This is a genomic window from Caloramator sp. CAR-1 (assembly GCF_030546345.1).
In the GTDB taxonomy this organism is placed as follows: domain Bacteria; phylum Bacillota; class Clostridia; order Clostridiales; family Caloramatoraceae; genus Caloramator; species Caloramator australicus.
Map to the genome: position 1 here is coordinate 19215 of NZ_JAUONW010000028.1, position 17363 is coordinate 36577.

Below are 17363 nucleotides of genomic sequence, written 5' to 3' on the forward strand. Positions count from 1 at the left end.
ACAATGGAAGAGCTTTTAAATAGAAGGATAAAAAATATCCAGATTTCAGGTATAAGAAGATTTTATAATCTCGTATCACAATATAAGGATGCTATAAATCTAACTATAGGTCAACCGGATTTTGAAACTCCAACCCATGTAAAGGATGCTGCAAAGATTGCCTTAGATAATAATAAAACGGTTTATACCCATAATGCTGGAATTTTAGAACTTAGAAGAGCAGTTTCAAATTATTACAAAAAGTATGGTATAGAATACAATCCTGACGATGAAATTATTATAACAAGCGGCGGTAGCGAAGCAATTTACATTGCCCTAAACACCATCCTTGATGAAAATTCTGAAGTAATCCTCCCAGGACCGATTTATCCAGGTTATGAGCCAGTTATAAAACTTTGCGGTGCAAAGCCTGTTTTTATTGATACTACCAATCATGATTTTAAGTTAAAAGCAAAACTTATTAAAAAGCATTTAACCGAAAGAACAAGATGCATAATCATTCCTTCTCCCTCAAATCCTACGGGGATTATGTTAAATAAAGCTGAACTTTATGAAATCATAAAATTAATAAAGGATAAAGATATATTTATCCTATCTGACGAAATATATAGTGAGCTTACATATGATTTTGAACATGTATCCATTGCAAGCTTTAGGGAGGTCTTTGATAAGACTATTGTGGTTAACGGCCTTTCAAAGTCCCATTCCATGACAGGTTTTAGAATAGGCTACACCCTTGCTCCTAAATATATATCACAGGAAATGATCAAGCTTCATCAATACATAAACTCCTGTGCCTCATCCATTAGCCAATATGCGGCATTAGAGGCCCTTACCAATGGCCCTTTGGATCCAATTTCTATGAGGGAGGAATATAAAAAAAGGCGGGATTTTGTTTATGAAAGGCTTTTAGATATAGGATTTGATGTTGTAAAACCAAACGGTGCCTTTTACTTTTTCCCATCGATTAAAAAATTTGGTTTATCATCTTTAGAATTTGCAACAAAACTTCTGGAGGATAAAAGGGTTGCAGTAGTTCCAGGTGATGCCTTTTCACCATTAGGTGAAGGATTTATAAGGATCTCCTTTGCAAGTTCTATGGAAACTTTAAGGGAAGGGTTAAACAGGATTGAAGATTTTATAAATAGGTTATAATATCTTTAATTGGTAAAAAGTATGGCCATCTTTTCAGATGGCCGCTTTTAACTAGCATGGGCAGAATGAGAAGCTTGGGAATTCTGCATAATGTGCAACAACCTTAACAACATAGGTTTTGCTTCTACAAAGATCTTCATCAGGGAATACAAAGCAGAATTCATCTATTGTTACATCTTTACATCCTGTTCCTGGAACAACAATTTGGCAAGCTTTGAATCCCCTTGTATAGAAGGTTCCATCAACTGGTTCACAAACCAATACACCAACGTTTATTTTTCTATTACAACATACATTTTTAAGCCTTACCCTTACCTTCAAAAATCTTCCTTCACACTTTAAATCATAAGGACCTACAGTATAATCTATTACATCTTCACATGGCTTAAAGGTAATGTTTTGACTTCCATTGCAGCAGCATTCACATCCTACTCCAGTTGAGGATTGGCTGCAAACTTCACAATTTACTTCCTCATTTAGCAATCTTTCCTTTTGATTGTTCATCAACTCACCCCCTAAACATTTATGTAGTCTTTAGCAAACTAATTCATTATACTTCTTAAAAAAAGAGATAAAATACAGAAAATAATTACTCTTCTACCCTTTACCCCATCGAAAAAATTTTTTATTTAAATGTAAATCTATATCAACTTCCTTTATTTGTTCAAAGGAATCATATTTTACTTCAACATATTTTTTCATGATCTCCACCTCTTTTATTTTCTAATATATGTTATGCAATAATGTCTAATATTGTCACAAAAAGGGACTGCGTTAGCAGTCCCTTTTATATAATAAACATTGCAAATATAGTTGTAACAACAAGCCCTATAACAACAGGGATCAAATTCTTTCTTGCAAGATCAAAGGGGCTAACCTTACAAATTGCTGCAACTGGGATAACAGCCCAAGGAATTAACGTTCCTCCACCTACCCAAATAGCTGCCTGTTGACCAAGGGCAGTTAATGTGGCGGTGCCTCTTCCTAATGCTGTTCCAAATATTTTGGCAACAGTTCCGGCAAGGCTTATTCCCGAAAATCCTGAACCATCAAGCCCGGTTATAGCACCAACGGTTGTTAGGGATGCAGCGCTAAGAACCCTGTTTACTGGAACTATCTGAGATAGAGCAAGTCCTAAATCATTTACAAGCCCAGTTGAATTTTTAGGAAGAAATTCCCCAATAATCTTTAAAAATCCTTCATCTCCTAAGTAGAAAAATGCTGCAATCGGAATTACAGGACCAAATACTTTAAATCCAAATTGTAACCCTTCGATCAAGTAATTTATAACCTCATCAATCGCCTTTGTTTTTGATGAAAAAAGAAGTATTAATATAAGGATAAACAGAGCCGTTCCTCCAATTAAAGCCGTTGCGTCCCCACCTTGAAGTTTGTAGGCTTGCATTATAACTATATCTAATGCAAAAACTATAGGAATTAAAACTGCAAATAGTTTTCTATAATATAGTGAAAGCGGGGACTCCTTTTTTATATTATCCTCTTCAATTTGTTCTTCAACCTTTAATATTTCTCTTTTCATGTCTTTTTTAATTAAAATGAAGGCTGTAACAGTGGTAACAAGTCCCATTACAATTGTGAGGGGAATGCTTGCCCTTATAACCTCAGCCACTTCAATTCCAGCACCACCTGCAGTAAGTTTCGGTGCACCTTGAATTACAAGGTCGCTTGAAAGGGCAATTCCATGTCCGAATAGGTTCATAGCCATTGCTACAGCAAGGGCCGGAAGCCCAGCTTTAATTGCAACCGGTGCAAATATAGCTCCAATTAAAGCAACTGCTGGTGATGGCCAGAAAAACCAGGAAATAATCATCATTACAAGACCTATTATCCAGTAGGCTAAGCTTGGTGTTTTAATTAATTTTAAAAATGGCCTAACCATCTCTTGATTTATACCCGTTTTTTCTAGAACACTTCCCATGCCAACGATTATGGAAATAATCAAAATAGTTCCTAAAAGTTCCTTGATTGCATAGGCTAATCCATTAAATACAGCCATAATCGATTGATAAACTGAACCCGTAGCAACTAACCCTAAAACAAAAATTCCAATGATGCATATTAAACTCGTATCCTTCTTATAAACCATAAAGGTAATTACAAGTAAAATAAAGATAAGGTAAATATAATGTAGGGCTGTGATTTGTAGCATAAAGTTCCCTTCAAAAAATTGCTTGTTAATATTACAATATTCACTTTTTCAATTTAGGTTACAATAATATTAAAATTCAATTCCTTTTCTTGCGGGAACTCCCTTCTCAAAATAATGTTTTATTTCTTTCATTTCAGTAACCAAATCAGCAATTTCCATGATTTCCTTTGGAACATTTCTGCCAGTTAAAATAATTTCCATATCTTCAGGCTTAGATTTTAAAAATTCTACAACTTCTTCAACTGATAAAAGCTTGTTATGTAATACCCCCATAATCTCATCCAATATTAAAACGTCGCATTCTTTATTTTTCAATACCTTTTTACAAAACTCAAAGGCTTCTTCTATTTCCTTTTTTAATTCTGCCTTTTCTTCATCGCTTAGCGTCCAAAAAAAGCCCCTTTTCTTTTCAAATCTAAATATTTTAAAATATGGATCTAATTTTTCTATACTTTTTAATTCACCTGTTTCCGATCCCTTTAAAAACTGCACCATGTAAACCCTAAGTTCATTTCCTGCTGCCCTAACTCCCTGCCCAATTGCTGCAGTAGTTTTACCTTTTCCATCGCCTGTATAAACCTGAATACATCCCTTAGTAAGCTTACCCATATTACTACCCCTTTCAATAATAATTCAATTATAATTATAACATAAATTGTAATAATCTCCTTCTATTAATTGACAAAAATAATTATTAAATGATATATTATTAAGCAAAGTCATAGTAAACTTTAAATTAAAGGTAGAGGTGATAAAGTTGGAACAAAGGCAATATGATTTAACTGATCCATATGAAATAGCAAGATACATAAAGGAAGCTAAAAAGACAACTCCTGTTAAGGTTTATGTAGATGGAAACCTTGAAGGATTATGCCCTGAAAATATCGATATTTACGGTAAAGATAATTTTTATATATTATTTGGTGAAAACGATGTTGTGGAAAAATTTTTAGAAGAGAATAAAGATAAAATTAAAAAATATAGAATTGAATGGGATAGAAGAAATTCAGCAATCCCGATGATGGACATAAGACATGTTAATGCAAGGATTGAACCTGGAGCAATAATAAGAGAAGGAGTTACAATCGGAGATCATGCTGTTATAATGATGGGAGCTGTTATAAATATAGGTGCTGAAATCGGGGAAAATTCAATGATCGACATGAATGCTGTAATAGGTGCAAGGGGTAAAATTGGTAAAAATGTTCATGTTGGTGCAGGTGCAGTAATAGCAGGTGTATTAGAACCTCCAAGCAAAGATCCTGTTATAATTGAGGATGATGTTCTAATAGGGGCAAACGCTGTAATCTTAGAAGGAGTTAAAGTTGGAAAAGGTTCAGTTGTTGCTGCAGGCTCAGTTGTAACCCACGATGTTGAAAGCGGAGTTGTTGTAGCTGGAGTTCCTGCGAAGGTTATAAAAAGGGTTGACGACAAAACAAAGGAAAAAACAAAGCTATTAGACGATTTAAGGAAGTAGTCAATGCTACTTCCTTTATTCATCCTCTACCTTTTCAAGTTTTGAAATTGAAACTTCATAGGCAATCCTTTTTACTATGTTGTCATCTGATAGTTTCTTTTCATATTCCCTGCTCTGCATTCTGCCCCAAATCTTCACATGGGTCCCTACTTCGAACTTGCTAGAAAATCTGGCATTCCTACCCCATGCAATAGCTGGAACATAATCGGATTTGTTGTATGCCCTATTTACAGCTATCAATATGTCGGTAATTTCCCTCCCAAGGGGAGTTGTTCTATAAACAGGCTGCTTGCATATGTAACCATCGAGGCTTATTTCATTAGGCTTGTCTGAAATTGTATCAATCCTTTTTATATCCCTTGCAAAAATGGTAAGAAGGAGTCTACTTGCCCCGTCAACCACTCTATTATAGGATCTTATCTGACCCTCTATAGAAATTAAATTTCCCTGGGACATATCAAGGTTGGCTATAAGCCTCTCCGATACAGTAACCGGCAAAACGTCAACAGTTTGGCTTAATCTTGGAACTTCAATGAAAAAGTTGTAAAAGCCCTCACCATACATTTCATGGCTAAAGGTTAGAGGTGAAACTATTTTCCCCTCAACATAGGCTTTGTTTGTCAAAAATAAATTTTGCATCCCCATCCCTCTCCCTTCGTGTTTTATATCTAAAATATAAATATTCAAATTCCAAAAACATTATTACTAAATAATTCCAAAAATCATCAAACAAGTTAAAGCAGCAAGATAATAATAAACATCATGGTATTTGCCTATAACTTCATAAGGCTTTTCAAAGGGTTGAATAAGGTCTCCATTGATATTTACAATAGCCCTTTGCAGGCAAAAGCTAAAGCAAAGGCAAGTTAGATCATCTATACTTGTTGCTGTAACTGTTGATTTATCGTTAAGACCATAGGATATGACATAGATATTTGAATGATTAAGATTTATAGGAAAATTAAAATCTGAATTGAATATATAATAACCTTCTTCCTTTATATTTTCCACAACCTCTGCTATCTTATCATTTAAATCTTCCATTGCATCAAAGCCAAGATTAATAATCACATCAAATTTTATTTTGGATATCCTATCTTCTATTAAATCCTCCCTTGATATGGCAATAAGAACATATTCAACTTCTTTAAATAATATTTTTTCAAAAGCCTCATTAGAATTGTCGTGGGTTCCTATGCATACAACTTCTTTGCCATGTTCTTTAAGTTCCTCATAAATAATTTCTAAAACTTTAGACTTGCCTCTGCTTCCTAATATTCCAATAACTAGCATTGCATCACCCCGTTTTATCTTCTGTTATTTATTTTGTCTAATTCTTCGTTAGTTATTCTTAATGGGTTTCTGCCTCCCTGTATGATCAATATAATAATTTTCCTTATAAATAAGCTCCGATACAGTTACAAATTCATATCCTTTTCTTTTTAGCTCCTTTAAAATTCCGTCTAAAACCTTAGGAGTTTGCTTGGCGTAATTATGGAAAAGTATTATAGAGCCATTTGTAACCCTACTAACAACCCTACTATATATAACATCTTCACCTGGATCCTTCCAGTCGATTGAATCCACATCCCATTGTATGCAGAAATGGCCTGTTTCCTTTACCGTTTTTACCACCAGGCTATTATAATCTCCAAAGGGAGGTCTAAAAAGATTAGTCCCTTTCCCTGTAATCCTCTTTATTTTGTCGCTGGTTTTAAATATCTCCTCCTTCATTTTATCCGGGGTTATCTGAGAAAAATGAGGATGAGTAGTTGAATGATTCCCTATTTCATGTCCCTTTTCAAAAATCTTTTTAACCGTCTCAGGATATTTATCCACCCAACTTCCTACTAAGAAAAAGGTAGCCCTTACTCCATTTTTTTCTAATATATCTAATATTTCATCTGTATATTCATTTCCCCAAGCTGCATCAAAGGTTATTGCAATCTTTTTTTCATCAGTTTCCACACAGTAAATTGGGAGTTCCCTTTGAGTATTCAAAAACACATTTAAAAGTTCATACCTCCCTGTTGCAGCATAAAGAATGGAAAATAAAAAAATAAACATAACTATCATTGATTTTGCTAATGATTTTTTTGAAATAACTACAACCTTCACCCGATTCCCTCCAAAATTTTATTACAATAAATATTTATTATTTTTACACAAAAAATATTATATGCAGGCATAAAAATATGCCTGCACCAGAAATATAATAATTATCTTTTTTTTGTAAAAACTAATTATAGGTCAATTAAAAGGAGGGGTTTTGTATGACCATGCGAAGAGCTAGATTTACAAATCTGTTTGGTCACCAAACTGAATTTGCATCTGAAAACCTCCTAGGTCAGGATAGGCACTATCATAGAGAAGCCAAATCCCAAAAAGCTCAATTAAAAAGTGCTCACAAGCATGGGACTAGAAAAAACTACAAAATCCCTATAAAGGATAAATTGACCTAAAGTGCGGCAAAGGCCGCACTTTTTTAACTAATAACCAGAAATTTCTTGTATATTCGACCCAAAATTACACAAATTATTAATAAGATACATTCTTATTCATCACCCCCATAAGGAAACAATATTACATATTCTAAAAAGGAGGTTATAAAATGGCAGCAGGACAAGAATATCATGGAAGAAGCCAACTGGTTCCTGAGGTTCACAAGGCTCTTGATAATATGAAGTATGAAATCGCATCAGAACTTGGAATACCTGTATATCAAGGTTCTGAAGATTATTGGGGCAACATTTCATCTAGAGATTGTGGTAGAGTCGGAGGAACCATAGTTAAAAGATTAATTGCAATGGCTGAAAAGGAAATATTAAACGGAAAAATGCCGGATAAAATATGATCTTAAAGCTCCCGAAAGGGAGCATTTTTATTGAAAATTTATATTAAATGCTGTTATAATATAAAATGTAATGCCCTAATTATTTTTTTGGAGGGATATAATGTATAGAGATACGACTGAACTTGCTGAAAATAAATTGCTTATATTATATATCCTAAATAAAATCGATACCCCAATCACAAACTCTTCCCTTACACAAATAGTTCTTGAAAACAATTTAATAAACTATTTTTCATTGCAGCAATACATATCAGAACTTATTGAAAGCGGATTTATAGAAATAAATAAAGAAATAAACAAGCAATTATTAAGAATTTCATTAAAGGGAAAAAGAACTTTAGAATTTTTTATAGACAGAATCCCTGAAAAAAAGCTGAAGGTAATAGATGATTATTTAAAGGATCAAAATATAGAACCTGAAAACAAATACACTACCATTTCAAGATATGAAGCTATTGGGAATGAATACTTTGTGGATATCAAACTTCTTGAAAATGAGAAAATAATATTTGACCTTAGGCTAAGGACATCCTCATTAGAAAAGGCAACATCCATATGCGAAAATTGGGAAAGAAATTATGTTACTTTATATGAAAAAATAATAGATCTTTTAAAAGAATAATCCGGGGAAACCCGGATTTATTTTAATATATTCCTTAAATCACTTTTAATCCCATTTTCCTTAGCCATCTTGACATATTCATTGCAAATCTTCTTTGAAAACTCGAGGATGGGTTTGGGAACTTTATCCTGAAGCTTATTAGCAAGATAATATAATTTATACGCCATTTCAATTTTCTCCAGTTCACTCAAAACGTTAACCTCAAAAAATCGCTATATATAAATATATGATGTTAAACCTATAATAATGATTTTAGTATGGTTCTTGCTTCGCCAATCATATAAAGGGATCCGCAAAATAAAATTACATCGAATTCTCTAGAACGTTCTATAGCCAAATTTACCGCATCAGCTATATTTTTTTTAGCCTCAGCCCTTTTCCCTTTAGCAATAATTATATTTTTTAATTCTTCCTCTGATAGAGCCCTTGGACTATTCGGCGTAACCGTTACAAAATCACTGCTTATCTCAAAGAGCTTCTCAAGCATATTTTCATAATCCTTATCCCTTAGCATTCCTGTTACTATTAATGTTTTTTTGTTATTAAAATAATGTTTCATAGAATCCACTAGTGCATTAATACCCTGAATATTATGTCCACCATCTAAAACCATATATGGATTTTTCTTTAAAATTTCAAATCTTCCCGGCCATTTTGCTTCCTTTAGGCCTTTATATAGAGCATCATTACTAACTTCAACCCCAAGCTCCCTTAAAACCTCAACAGCCATAATGCTTGTTAAGGCGTTGTTTATTTGATGTAGTCCTAAAAGATTTATTTTTATATCCCTATAATTTTTGTAACCTTCAACATCAAATATTATTCCATCTACAGTGTTCTCTTTAAGATTATATTTCAAATCCTCAACATGATATATTTTTGCGCCCTTTTCCTTTGCAACCTGCTTTATAACCTCATAGGCTTCCTTTTCTTGAGGATAAAGAACTAAGGGCACCCCTTCTTTTATTATTCCTGCCTTCTCGAATGCAATTTGTGACAATGTATTTCCAAGAACATTCATGTGATCGTAGCTTATTGTTGTTATAACTGTAAGAATAGGATTAACAACATTAGTTGCATCAAACCTTCCTCCAAGTCCAACCTCTAAAACAACATAATCGACATTTTTATCATAAAAATATTTAAAGGCCATTGCCGTAATTATTTCAAACTCAGTAGGCTTTCCAAAGCCTTCCTTTTCTACCATTTCAATTAAAGGGATCAAGTAATCTAAATATTCAGCCACTTCCTCCTCCTTTATTTCCTCATCGTTTATCTTTATCCTTTCGGTAAACCTTTCTATATAAGGTGATGTGTATATCCCTACCCTATAACCTTGTTCCTTTAAAATAGAGGATATAAATGTGGTCGTCGATCCCTTTCCATTAGTTCCTGCAATATGAATAACCTTTAATTTATCCTCTGGATTATCCATGAGACTGCATATCCTTTTAATCCTATCAAGGCCTAAGTTCATCCCGAATTTTCCTATGCCTTCAATGTAGTTTAAAGCCTCTTTGTAGTTCATGTTTATCTCCCCCAAAAATTTGCATATTTTGTCACACATTGTCGTTAACTGTCATAATTTATATTAGGATAAATTTTAAGAAGGAGGGAAAATAATGTCAGGAGGACCATTCTATCCACAACATCCACATCCATGGTGTTCAATCAAATCTATTCTTGAAGCCCTTAAGGGTGAAAAGGTTCTAATTGTTTTAAAGGGCTGCTGCGAAGAATGGGTAAAAGTTCTTGCTGTATGTGATAACGTTTTAATAGCTGAATTCCCAGACAAAAAGTGCTACTGCCCAATTAAATTTATCGACATCGATTGTATTTGTGAGGTAATTACAGATTGTCAAAAGGTTGTTAAAAACTTCTTAGATGATAAAGAAGATCATCATCATAAGGATTGCTGAAGCATAAGGCACCGTTAAGGTGCCTTATTTTAATTTTTTAAAGCCTCTAATCTTTCTATAACTTTTCTTAACATATCCTCATACATTTCCTTCTTTGCCTTTTCCTCATCAACAACCTTTTGTGGCGCCTTGTTAATAAATCCTGGATTTGAAAGCTTATTGTTTACCCTTTCTACTTCCTTTTCTAATTTTTCCTTTTCCTTTGAAAGCCTTTCAATTTCCTTTTCCCTGTCTATAAGGTCTTCAAGAGGTAAGAATATTTCTCCCCCTGGAATAACCTTTGAAACAGCATCCTTTGGAATTTCTTCCTTATCAGGGAAAATTACTTCTGAAGCATAGGCTAGCTTTTCAAAATATATTCTTCCTTCCTCAAAGGCACCTTTTATATCTATACTTGCAGGTAAAATCATAACCTTTGCCCTTCTTGAATTTGGAACATTCATTTCAGTTCTTATGTTTCTCACTGCCCTTATTGCATCTATAACATGGTTCATATTTACTTCTTCTTTTTCGAATACTCTATCTTCTCTATATTCAGGCCATCTTGCAATAGTTATGGAAGGCATCTCATCTGTAAGATGTTTATATATTTCCTCAGTTATAAACGGCATGAAGGGATGTAAAAGTTTTAAGCTGTCTACTAACACTTCCTTTAATACCCTTTGGGCTGAGGCCTTATCTTTAACATCTTCACCATAGAGCCTTGGTTTTATAAGCTCAATATACCAGTCACAAACCTCAGACCATATAAAATCATATATCTTTTGAAGGGCAATTCCAAGTTCAAATTTATTAAGATTTTCTGTAACCTCTCCTACAACCTTATTTAATCTGCTAAGTATCCATTTGTCTGCTGTATTTAAGTAAGTTTCATCAAATGACTTTAATACTTCATCATCCAAGTTCATAAGGGCAAATCTTGCTGCATTCCAGATTTTATTTGCGAAGTTTCTTGCAGCCTCTACCCTTTCCATGTAAAATCTCATATCATTTCCAGGTGAATTTCCTGTAACTAAAGTAAACCTTAAGGCATCTGCACCGTATTGATCTATTATTTCAAGAGGATCAATTCCGTTTCCTAAGGACTTTGACATCTTTCTTCCTTGTGAATCCCTAACTATTCCATGAATTAAAACATATTTAAACGGAACTTCCCCCATATGTTCTATTCCTGAGAATATCATCCTTGCAACCCAGAAGAATATTATGTCATATCCAGTCACTAAAACGCTGGTTGGATAGAAATATTCAAGATCTTCTGTTTTTTCCGGCCATCCTAAAGTTGAGAAGGGCCAAAGGGCTGAACTAAACCATGTATCTAATACATCCTCATCCTGATGGATGTTAGTTGAACCGCAGTGGGCACACTTTGTTGCATCCTCAACCTGAACAGTAAGCCTTCCACAATCATCACAATACCATACAGGAATTCTATGTCCCCACCAGAGCTGTCTTGATATACACCAATCTTGAATATTTTCCATCCAATTAAAATAAACCTTTGCAAATCTTTCTGGAATAAATTGAACCTTTCCTTCTTTAACAGCCTTTATTGCAGGTTCTGCTAAAGGCTTCATTTTTACAAACCATTGCTTCGATAAAAGTGGCTCAACAACAGTTTTACATCTATCATGGGTTCCAACGTTGTGGTTATGTTCTTCTACTTTAAGAAGTAATCCCTTTTCCTCCAGATCCTTAAGAACTTGTTTTCTAGCCTCATATCTTTCAAGCCCTTCATATTTTCCTGCAAGGCTATTCATCCTTCCATCTTCATTCATAACAACTATTTGAGGAAGGTTATGTCTTTGCCCTACCTCAAAGTCGTTTGGATCATGGGCAGGAGTTATCTTTACGCATCCTGTTCCAAATTCCATGTCAACATATTCATCTGCAATTACAGGAATTTCCCTATTAACTAAAGGCAGTATCAAATTTTTTCCTATAAGATGTTTGTATCTTTCATCATTTGGATTAACTGCAACCGCAACGTCGCCAAGCATCGTTTCCGGCCTTGTTGTTGCAACAATAACATACTCATCAGAATCCTTAACAGGATATTTTATATGATAAAGCCTTCCTTCCTTTTCTTCGTATTCAATTTCAGCATCTGAAAGGGCAGTCATACATTTAGGACACCAGTTTATTATTCTATTTCCTTGATAAATAAGTCCCTTTTCATAAAGTCTTACGAAAACTTCCCTTACAGCTCTATTTAATCCTTCATCCATCGTAAATCTTTCTCTAGTCCAGTCGCAGGAGGCGCCCATTTTCATAAGCTGTTCTCTAATTCTTGCCCTATATTTATGTGTCCACTCCCAAACCTTTTCAAGGAATTTTTCCCTTCCAATTTGCTTTTTATAAAGTCCCTGCTTTTCAAGTTCTGCTTCAACCTTAACTTCTGTTGCAATGCTTGCATGATCTTCACCAGGAAGCCAAAGGGTTGTATACCCTTGCATTCTCTTCCATCTAATTAGGACATCCTGCAAAGTGTTGTCAAGGGCATGGCCCATGTGAAGCTGTCCTGTTATGTTTGGTGGCGGAATCATTATTGTAAAGGGCTCCTTTGACTTGTCAATCTTTGGGGTAAAATATCCCTTATGAAGCCATTCGTTATATAATCTTTCTTCAAAATCCTTAGGGTTATAGGTTTTTGCTAAATTCCTATCCTCCATAATAATATCCCTCCTATATTATCTCGAATATTTTTAAAATGCCTATAACAGCGATGGTTAAACCTACTGTTTTAATAAGCAAAATATTTTTATAATCATTTCTGACTCTGAAAATGCTAACTATAAAGTTTGCCCCATAAACTAAAATTGCCCCAATGATCATTAAAAAAATTGCCATTTTCATAGACACCCCCAATAAAAAATCCCTCACCCAAAAAAGGGCGAGGGACCGCGGTACCACCTTTATTCCAGAAAACCTGGCACTCATTTAGATAACGGTCTCCCGTTCCACCCTACTTTATTTCAGGTGGAAGGCTCCAAAGCTACCTTCAGCAGCAAGGGACTTAGAAGGCCTCTCAACCTTTGGACCTTCCTCTCTGTAAGTTTTGACTGCCTACTCCTCTTTTTCACAGCCTTTAAATTTTTATTTTTTATTTTATTTTATATTTAATATTCTCTTTTTGTCAATCTAAATTATAAATGGAACAAAAATAAGTTGCGTTAAGAATGTATCGATAACTAATGCCTTTGAAAATGGCATAAATGGAGATTCAAAAATATTGTTTTTATAATCATCGTAACCATGTTTCAATGTAAGTAGGCTTATTATTATATTAATCAAAATGCCTATTAGAATATTTGCCATATATGATGGTAATAAATTTCCAAATGTTATATAGGATATCCTATATACGGTATATATTTTAGCAATGAAAGTTATTAAATAAATAAGGATAAAGGTTAAAAGTTTTTTTGAATCCTTTAAAGAATATTGGAAAAACATAAAAATGGAAACCAACAATAAACCAACAAATATCCACGAAATTCCGTATATAAAGATATAAAGAAGGCTATTTATAATTGTTATAACGGTTTTATAAAAAGCTTCTAACCTTTCTATTGGCCTTACTCTGTTGTGTATCCCTTTAAATTCATCTGTGCTAGATGTTAAATTTATCTTATATACTCCATCACCTAAATAATCTGCAAAGGCTACATAATTATCATAATAATAGGGCATCATGGATGGTTTTGACGTCTTTGAAATATAATTATATTCCTTAATCTCCTCTCCATCCATTAAAAATTCAACTATGTCATACTGCTCATCCTTTTTCCCAACCTTTCTTTCAGACCCTGCTACAAAAACAGCCCCTTCACCTGCCGATACAGTTTGTGGGTTATAAAGATATCTTATATATCCTACTTTCAATTTTGATATATTATAATTGCTTCCATCTAAATTAAATACTATAGCAATTATATTGCCAAATTGTCCTTTAACCTTGTTCTCAACAAGCAAATATCCATAATTTTTGTCAAAGGATAAAGCTACATCTCCAAAACTATCAAAAACGCCCTTACCAACAGTTCCTATATACTCGGCTTTTACTTCTCCATCATCAATCGTTGCATATTTGAATTCATTTTCACCTATAAGATATGAAATCATAATTTTTCCGTTTGCTTCCGCTCCAGCAAGATGAGTTGCTCTGTTTTCATTGATAGTATATTTTTTATTATTTTTTACATCTAAAATTTCAATTCTATCAATAGTTGATATAGCAATAGCATTATCGCCAATTTGAGCACTATCGTAAACATTAAAATATTGATTGGTATTTAAAACATTAAGATTGCCATCGAGCTTAGCCTGAATTAAACTTTTAACTCCTGAGTTAGAAATTATCCAGCTTAAGTAAATATTTTTTCCATCGGTAATAAGGCTTAAACTTCTTACCATTTCATCCATTGCATCTATGCTTTTTTCTTTGATCTTATTACCTAATTTATCTATAGTAACAAGATTTATATTTTGCCCATCATCAAAGGCAATTAAATAATTTTCTCCCATTTTTAAAACTTTAGGATAGCTCTTTGACTTTGCCTTAGAAATTTCTACTTCCTTAGACCATTTATCAGAAGGCGGTTTTATAATCTCGTCATAAATAGTTTTATAATGCATAAAAATAGCTAAAACAGCAATAATTAAATACCCCAGTAATAATTTTTTCTTCATCCCCATCACCCCAAAACATCTCTAATTCAATATTACCACATTTATCTATATATTCAACTATTTTCCCAAACTTTTAATTTTATATAAATCAGTATCGTCAAAGAAACTAAAAGAGCAATAGGAATCAAAAAGAATGTATAATAAACTCCAATGGTGTCATTCAAAAAACCCACAAGAAAATTTAATATCATATTTACCGTCGATGTAAGGGCAATAACCAATCCTAATATATATGTTCTATTTTTTTGAAAGGTATTGCTAACAAGGAGAACTATGGTTGGAAAACCTATTGAAAAAAAGAAGCCGGAAGCTGAAATCAAAATTAAATATTTTTCCCCTAAAACAAGTCCCACGGTAAATAAAAGGATAGCTATTGAAAAATATAAAAATAATGCATTAAAATGGCCTATCTTTTCTACTACAAATCCCCCTAAAAATCTTCCAATCGTAAATATAAAGAAGAATAAAGAAAGATAGTAGGAGGCAGTTAAACCATCAAGGGAATATCCGGTTATCATAAAATTAGCGAACCAATTGGCAACCGAAAGCTCAGAAAAAACATAAAGGCCTAATGCTGCAACAAATAAAAGAATCCTTTTGTCCTTTATTGCATCTAAAAATTTAACCCCTTTATCTGCTTTATCAACATCAACCTGTGGAAATTTAATAAAAAAGAAAATAAGTAAAAGAATAAAAAACACTAGCGCACTACCAAGATAAGCTTCCCTCCAATTTAGCCCTCTTTTTAGTAGTATTCCAACAGTTCTTTGCCCTGCTGAAGTTCCAAGCCCATAGCAAAAGTGAGTTAGATTCATTAGAATTGCCTGATAGCCTATAAACAAAACCGGTATAAGTGAATTGGTAGATATAGAAAATAGGGATACCCCAACATTAAATATAAACATGGCCAAAAGTAATATATAAAAACTCCCCGATTTCCATATCATCAAAAATGAAAGTATTATTAGAATCAAACTCGATAAATAAATCCTTTTATGACCGTGCCTTTGTATTAATATTCCTCCTATGTATTGATAAATTATATATGCTAATGATGAAACCGTTAGCATTACTCCAATCATGCTATTGTTTATCCTAAATTCTTCCTTAAATATCGGAATAAAAAGCCCCCTCATATTTTCAGAAAAACCAATAAAAGTCATGAATATAAATATATAAATAGTTGTAACGATATATTTTTTCATTTATCCACTTAGTCCTCCCTTTTTAAATAAACATTAGCAACTATTAAAGCGATGATTACAAATCCAATTATAGGATAAGCTACATATTTGTAACTTCCTAAAAAATCCTTCAGCATTCCTGACAATAAGTTTCCTATTATAGCACCAAAACCATAAGCCGTAAAAACAATACCATAATTTTGGCTATAGAACCTGCTTCCAAAAAATTTTGATGTTAATGCTGGTGCTATAGCAAGCCATCCTCCAAAGTTCATCCAAAACAAAGCAAATGATACAATAAATAGCACAACAGAACCTTCTTTAAATGTTATAAATAAAATAGCCGACAAAATTATCAAAACATAAGATAATGAAATAACCCTAATGGGACTTAACAAATCAGTTAGCCATCCAAAGGAGGGCCTTCCAATCCCATTAAATGCAGAAAAAACTGAAATAAAGATGGCGATTTTTTTACTATCAATTTTTATAATGTCTTCTCCAACCGGCCCTGTTATTCCAATAATCATAAGACCTACTAGTGTTGCCACCATAAAACAAAACCACAGCGCATAAAATTTTGAAGTTTTTAACATCTCCATTGGAGTTATTGATATACCGTCTTCAGTTTTTTCAACTTTTAATTCATCTGGAAATTTAAAGGGCAATGCCAATAATATAACAATAATTAAAAAGGCAACACCTAATATTTTAAACGTTGTAAATACTCCATTCATGTCTATAAGTCTTTTAGCGATGGGAGCAGTTATAAATGGTGAAAGCCCAAAACCTGAAAGCAACACTCCTAATGCAAGCCCCTTTTTGTCATAAAACCATCGCGAAACAACACTAATTGGGACACCATAAGCTATTCCGACACCACTTCCTGCAATAATACCATAAGTAAAAACCAAAAACCAAATATTCTTTGCCCACGAGGAAAGTATCCAACCTAAGCCAACTAAAACTCCTCCGAAAATAAGAACATTCCTAGGATGATATCTATCGATTAATTTGCCACCAAAGGGCATTAAAAGAGCATAAAAGGCAAGAAACACCATGAAAGGTAATCCGCTTTGTGTTGATGATAGTTTTAAAGCCTCCTCTAAGGGTTTTCTAAATATACTCCATGAATATACAGTCCCTAGACATAAAAAAATTAATATACCTAAAATTACATACACCCATCTGAATACCTTCATATCAACCCTCCTATTTTTAACCATTATATTTTGCTTTTATTATTTTACCATAATAAACAAGATAGGAAAATAAAGACCTTTTTTGTTA

At 33.3% G+C, this 17363-nt stretch carries 19 protein-coding genes and 1 other annotated feature; of the genes, 6 read left to right on the forward strand and 13 right to left on the reverse strand.

The features are described 5' to 3' along the window. Positions 1-3: 3 nt before the first annotated feature. Positions 4-1155, forward strand: a complete 1152-nt coding sequence (locus tag Q3V94_RS08305) for an aminotransferase A (protein WP_008907843.1) — start codon at positions 4-6, stop codon at positions 1153-1155. A gap of 51 nt (positions 1156-1206) precedes the next feature. Here the strand turns inward: Q3V94_RS08305 and Q3V94_RS08310 are convergent, their stop codons facing one another. From Q3V94_RS08310 to Q3V94_RS08320, 3 genes are all read right to left on the reverse strand, one after another. Then, a complete protein-coding gene (locus Q3V94_RS08310) occupies positions 1207-1659 on the reverse strand; it encodes a hypothetical protein (RefSeq protein WP_303526796.1) in 453 nt (150 codons plus the stop codon). A 283-nt stretch (positions 1660-1942) separates the two neighbouring features. Beyond that, entirely contained in the window at positions 1943-3325 is a 1383-nt protein-coding gene (locus tag Q3V94_RS08315) for a hypothetical protein (RefSeq protein WP_303526798.1), read from the reverse strand. Between the two features lie 69 nt (positions 3326-3394). Then, positions 3395-3934 (reverse strand): cob(I)yrinic acid a,c-diamide adenosyltransferase, encoded by a 540-nt coding sequence (locus Q3V94_RS08320; RefSeq protein ID WP_008907838.1) that lies wholly within the window; start codon positions 3932-3934, stop codon positions 3395-3397. A 148-nt stretch (positions 3935-4082) separates the two neighbouring features. On the opposite strand from Q3V94_RS08320, the gene dapD reads away from it, so the two are divergent. Further along, on the forward strand, positions 4083-4802 hold the full coding sequence (gene dapD, locus Q3V94_RS08325) for a 2,3,4,5-tetrahydropyridine-2,6-dicarboxylate N-acetyltransferase (RefSeq protein ID WP_008907837.1): 720 nt from the start codon (positions 4083-4085) through the stop codon (positions 4800-4802). A gap of 15 nt (positions 4803-4817) precedes the next feature. Here the strand turns inward: dapD and Q3V94_RS08330 are convergent, their stop codons facing one another. The 3 genes from Q3V94_RS08330 to pdaB form a co-directional block, all read right to left on the reverse strand. Beyond that, positions 4818-5441, reverse strand: coding sequence for a single-stranded DNA-binding protein (locus tag Q3V94_RS08330; RefSeq protein WP_303526800.1), 624 nt, complete (start codon positions 5439-5441; stop codon positions 4818-4820). Between the two features lie 66 nt (positions 5442-5507). Next, positions 5508-6095: a Mur ligase family protein gene (locus Q3V94_RS08335; RefSeq protein WP_008907835.1), complete on the reverse strand. Its 588-nt coding sequence runs from the start codon at positions 6093-6095 to the stop codon at positions 5508-5510. A 48-nt stretch (positions 6096-6143) separates the two neighbouring features. Continuing rightward, positions 6144-6920 carry a polysaccharide deacetylase family sporulation protein PdaB gene (gene pdaB, locus Q3V94_RS08340; protein WP_303526801.1) on the reverse strand — a complete coding sequence of 259 codons (777 nt, stop codon included), beginning with the start codon at positions 6918-6920 and terminating at the stop codon, positions 6144-6146. A 155-nt stretch (positions 6921-7075) separates the two neighbouring features. Here pdaB and Q3V94_RS08345 point away from each other — a divergent pair, with 155 nt between their 5' ends. The 3 genes from Q3V94_RS08345 to Q3V94_RS08355 all read left to right on the forward strand — a co-directional run bounded on the left by Q3V94_RS08345 (position 7076) and on the right by Q3V94_RS08355 (position 8278). Then, complete coding sequence (locus tag Q3V94_RS08345; protein WP_303526802.1) at positions 7076-7264, forward strand: hypothetical protein; 189 nt, start codon at positions 7076-7078, stop codon at positions 7262-7264. Positions 7265-7413: 149 nt separating this feature from the next. Further along, entirely contained in the window at positions 7414-7656 is a 243-nt protein-coding gene (locus Q3V94_RS08350; protein ID WP_008907833.1) for an alpha/beta-type small acid-soluble spore protein, read from the forward strand. Between the two features lie 100 nt (positions 7657-7756). After that, on the forward strand, positions 7757-8278 hold the full coding sequence (locus Q3V94_RS08355; RefSeq protein ID WP_008907832.1) for a DUF4364 family protein: 522 nt from the start codon (positions 7757-7759) through the stop codon (positions 8276-8278). 17 nt (positions 8279-8295) lie between these two features. Here the strand turns inward: Q3V94_RS08355 and Q3V94_RS08360 are convergent, their stop codons facing one another. Continuing rightward, positions 8296-8469 carry a hypothetical protein gene (locus Q3V94_RS08360; protein WP_156792021.1) on the reverse strand — a complete coding sequence of 58 codons (174 nt, stop codon included), beginning with the start codon at positions 8467-8469 and terminating at the stop codon, positions 8296-8298. A gap of 47 nt (positions 8470-8516) precedes the next feature. Further along, entirely contained in the window at positions 8517-9806 is a 1290-nt protein-coding gene (locus Q3V94_RS08365) for a folylpolyglutamate synthase/dihydrofolate synthase family protein (protein ID WP_303526807.1), read from the reverse strand. Positions 9807-9900: 94 nt separating this feature from the next. On the opposite strand from Q3V94_RS08365, the gene Q3V94_RS08370 reads away from it, so the two are divergent. Further along, positions 9901-10197: a hypothetical protein gene (locus Q3V94_RS08370; protein ID WP_274766006.1), complete on the forward strand. Its 297-nt coding sequence runs from the start codon at positions 9901-9903 to the stop codon at positions 10195-10197. Between the two features lie 29 nt (positions 10198-10226). Here the strand turns inward: Q3V94_RS08370 and Q3V94_RS08375 are convergent, their stop codons facing one another. The 5 genes from Q3V94_RS08375 to Q3V94_RS08395 form a co-directional block, all read right to left on the reverse strand. Beyond that, positions 10227-12869 (reverse strand): valine--tRNA ligase, encoded by a 2643-nt coding sequence (locus Q3V94_RS08375; RefSeq protein WP_303526808.1) that lies wholly within the window; start codon positions 12867-12869, stop codon positions 10227-10229. 13 nt (positions 12870-12882) lie between these two features. After that, positions 12883-13053, reverse strand: coding sequence for a hypothetical protein (locus Q3V94_RS08380; RefSeq protein ID WP_274766007.1), 171 nt, complete (start codon positions 13051-13053; stop codon positions 12883-12885). Positions 13054-13083: 30 nt separating this feature from the next. Further along, positions 13084-13289, reverse strand: a binding site (T-box leader). Positions 13290-13338: 49 nt separating this feature from the next. Then, positions 13339-14889, reverse strand: a complete 1551-nt coding sequence (locus Q3V94_RS08385) for a hypothetical protein (RefSeq protein WP_303526811.1) — start codon at positions 14887-14889, stop codon at positions 13339-13341. A gap of 53 nt (positions 14890-14942) precedes the next feature. Beyond that, positions 14943-16094, reverse strand: coding sequence for a sugar MFS transporter (locus Q3V94_RS08390; RefSeq protein ID WP_303526813.1), 1152 nt, complete (start codon positions 16092-16094; stop codon positions 14943-14945). A gap of 8 nt (positions 16095-16102) precedes the next feature. Next, a complete protein-coding gene (locus Q3V94_RS08395) occupies positions 16103-17275 on the reverse strand; it encodes an OFA family MFS transporter (RefSeq protein ID WP_303526815.1) in 1173 nt (390 codons plus the stop codon). Between the last annotated feature and the right edge of the window lie 88 nt (positions 17276-17363).

What these genes read in the sequence shown, in the direction of transcription:
- Q3V94_RS08350 (WP_008907833.1), top strand. Translation starts at nt 7,414, where the DNA reads ATGGCAGCAGGACAAGAATATCATGGAAGAAGCCAACTGGTTCCTGAG.
- Q3V94_RS08370 (WP_274766006.1), top strand. Translation starts at nt 9,901, where the DNA reads ATGTCAGGAGGACCATTCTATCCACAACATCCACATCCATGGTGTTCA.
- Q3V94_RS08335 (WP_008907835.1), bottom strand. Translation starts at nt 6,095, where the DNA reads ATGCTAGTTATTGGAATATTAGGAAGCAGAGGCAAGTCTAAAGTTTTA.
- Q3V94_RS08315 (WP_303526798.1), bottom strand. Translation starts at nt 3,325, where the DNA reads ATGCTACAAATCACAGCCCTACATTATATTTACCTTATCTTTATTTTA.
- Q3V94_RS08395 (WP_303526815.1), bottom strand. Translation starts at nt 17,275, where the DNA reads ATGAAGGTATTCAGATGGGTGTATGTAATTTTAGGTATATTAATTTTT.
- Q3V94_RS08320 (WP_008907838.1), bottom strand. Translation starts at nt 3,934, where the DNA reads ATGGGTAAGCTTACTAAGGGATGTATTCAGGTTTATACAGGCGATGGA.
- Q3V94_RS08365 (WP_303526807.1), bottom strand. Translation starts at nt 9,806, where the DNA reads ATGAACTACAAAGAGGCTTTAAACTACATTGAAGGCATAGGAAAATTC.
- Q3V94_RS08375 (WP_303526808.1), bottom strand. Translation starts at nt 12,869, where the DNA reads ATGGAGGATAGGAATTTAGCAAAAACCTATAACCCTAAGGATTTTGAA.
- Q3V94_RS08355 (WP_008907832.1), top strand. Translation starts at nt 7,757, where the DNA reads ATGTATAGAGATACGACTGAACTTGCTGAAAATAAATTGCTTATATTA.
- Q3V94_RS08330 (WP_303526800.1), bottom strand. Translation starts at nt 5,441, where the DNA reads ATGCAAAATTTATTTTTGACAAACAAAGCCTATGTTGAGGGGAAAATA.
- Q3V94_RS08310 (WP_303526796.1), bottom strand. Translation starts at nt 1,659, where the DNA reads ATGAACAATCAAAAGGAAAGATTGCTAAATGAGGAAGTAAATTGTGAA.
- Q3V94_RS08390 (WP_303526813.1), bottom strand. Translation starts at nt 16,094, where the DNA reads ATGAAAAAATATATCGTTACAACTATTTATATATTTATATTCATGACT.
- Q3V94_RS08385 (WP_303526811.1), bottom strand. Translation starts at nt 14,889, where the DNA reads ATGAAGAAAAAATTATTACTGGGGTATTTAATTATTGCTGTTTTAGCT.
- Q3V94_RS08380 (WP_274766007.1), bottom strand. Translation starts at nt 13,053, where the DNA reads ATGAAAATGGCAATTTTTTTAATGATCATTGGGGCAATTTTAGTTTAT.
- Q3V94_RS08305 (WP_008907843.1), top strand. Translation starts at nt 4, where the DNA reads ATGGAAGAGCTTTTAAATAGAAGGATAAAAAATATCCAGATTTCAGGT.
- Q3V94_RS08345 (WP_303526802.1), top strand. Translation starts at nt 7,076, where the DNA reads ATGACCATGCGAAGAGCTAGATTTACAAATCTGTTTGGTCACCAAACT.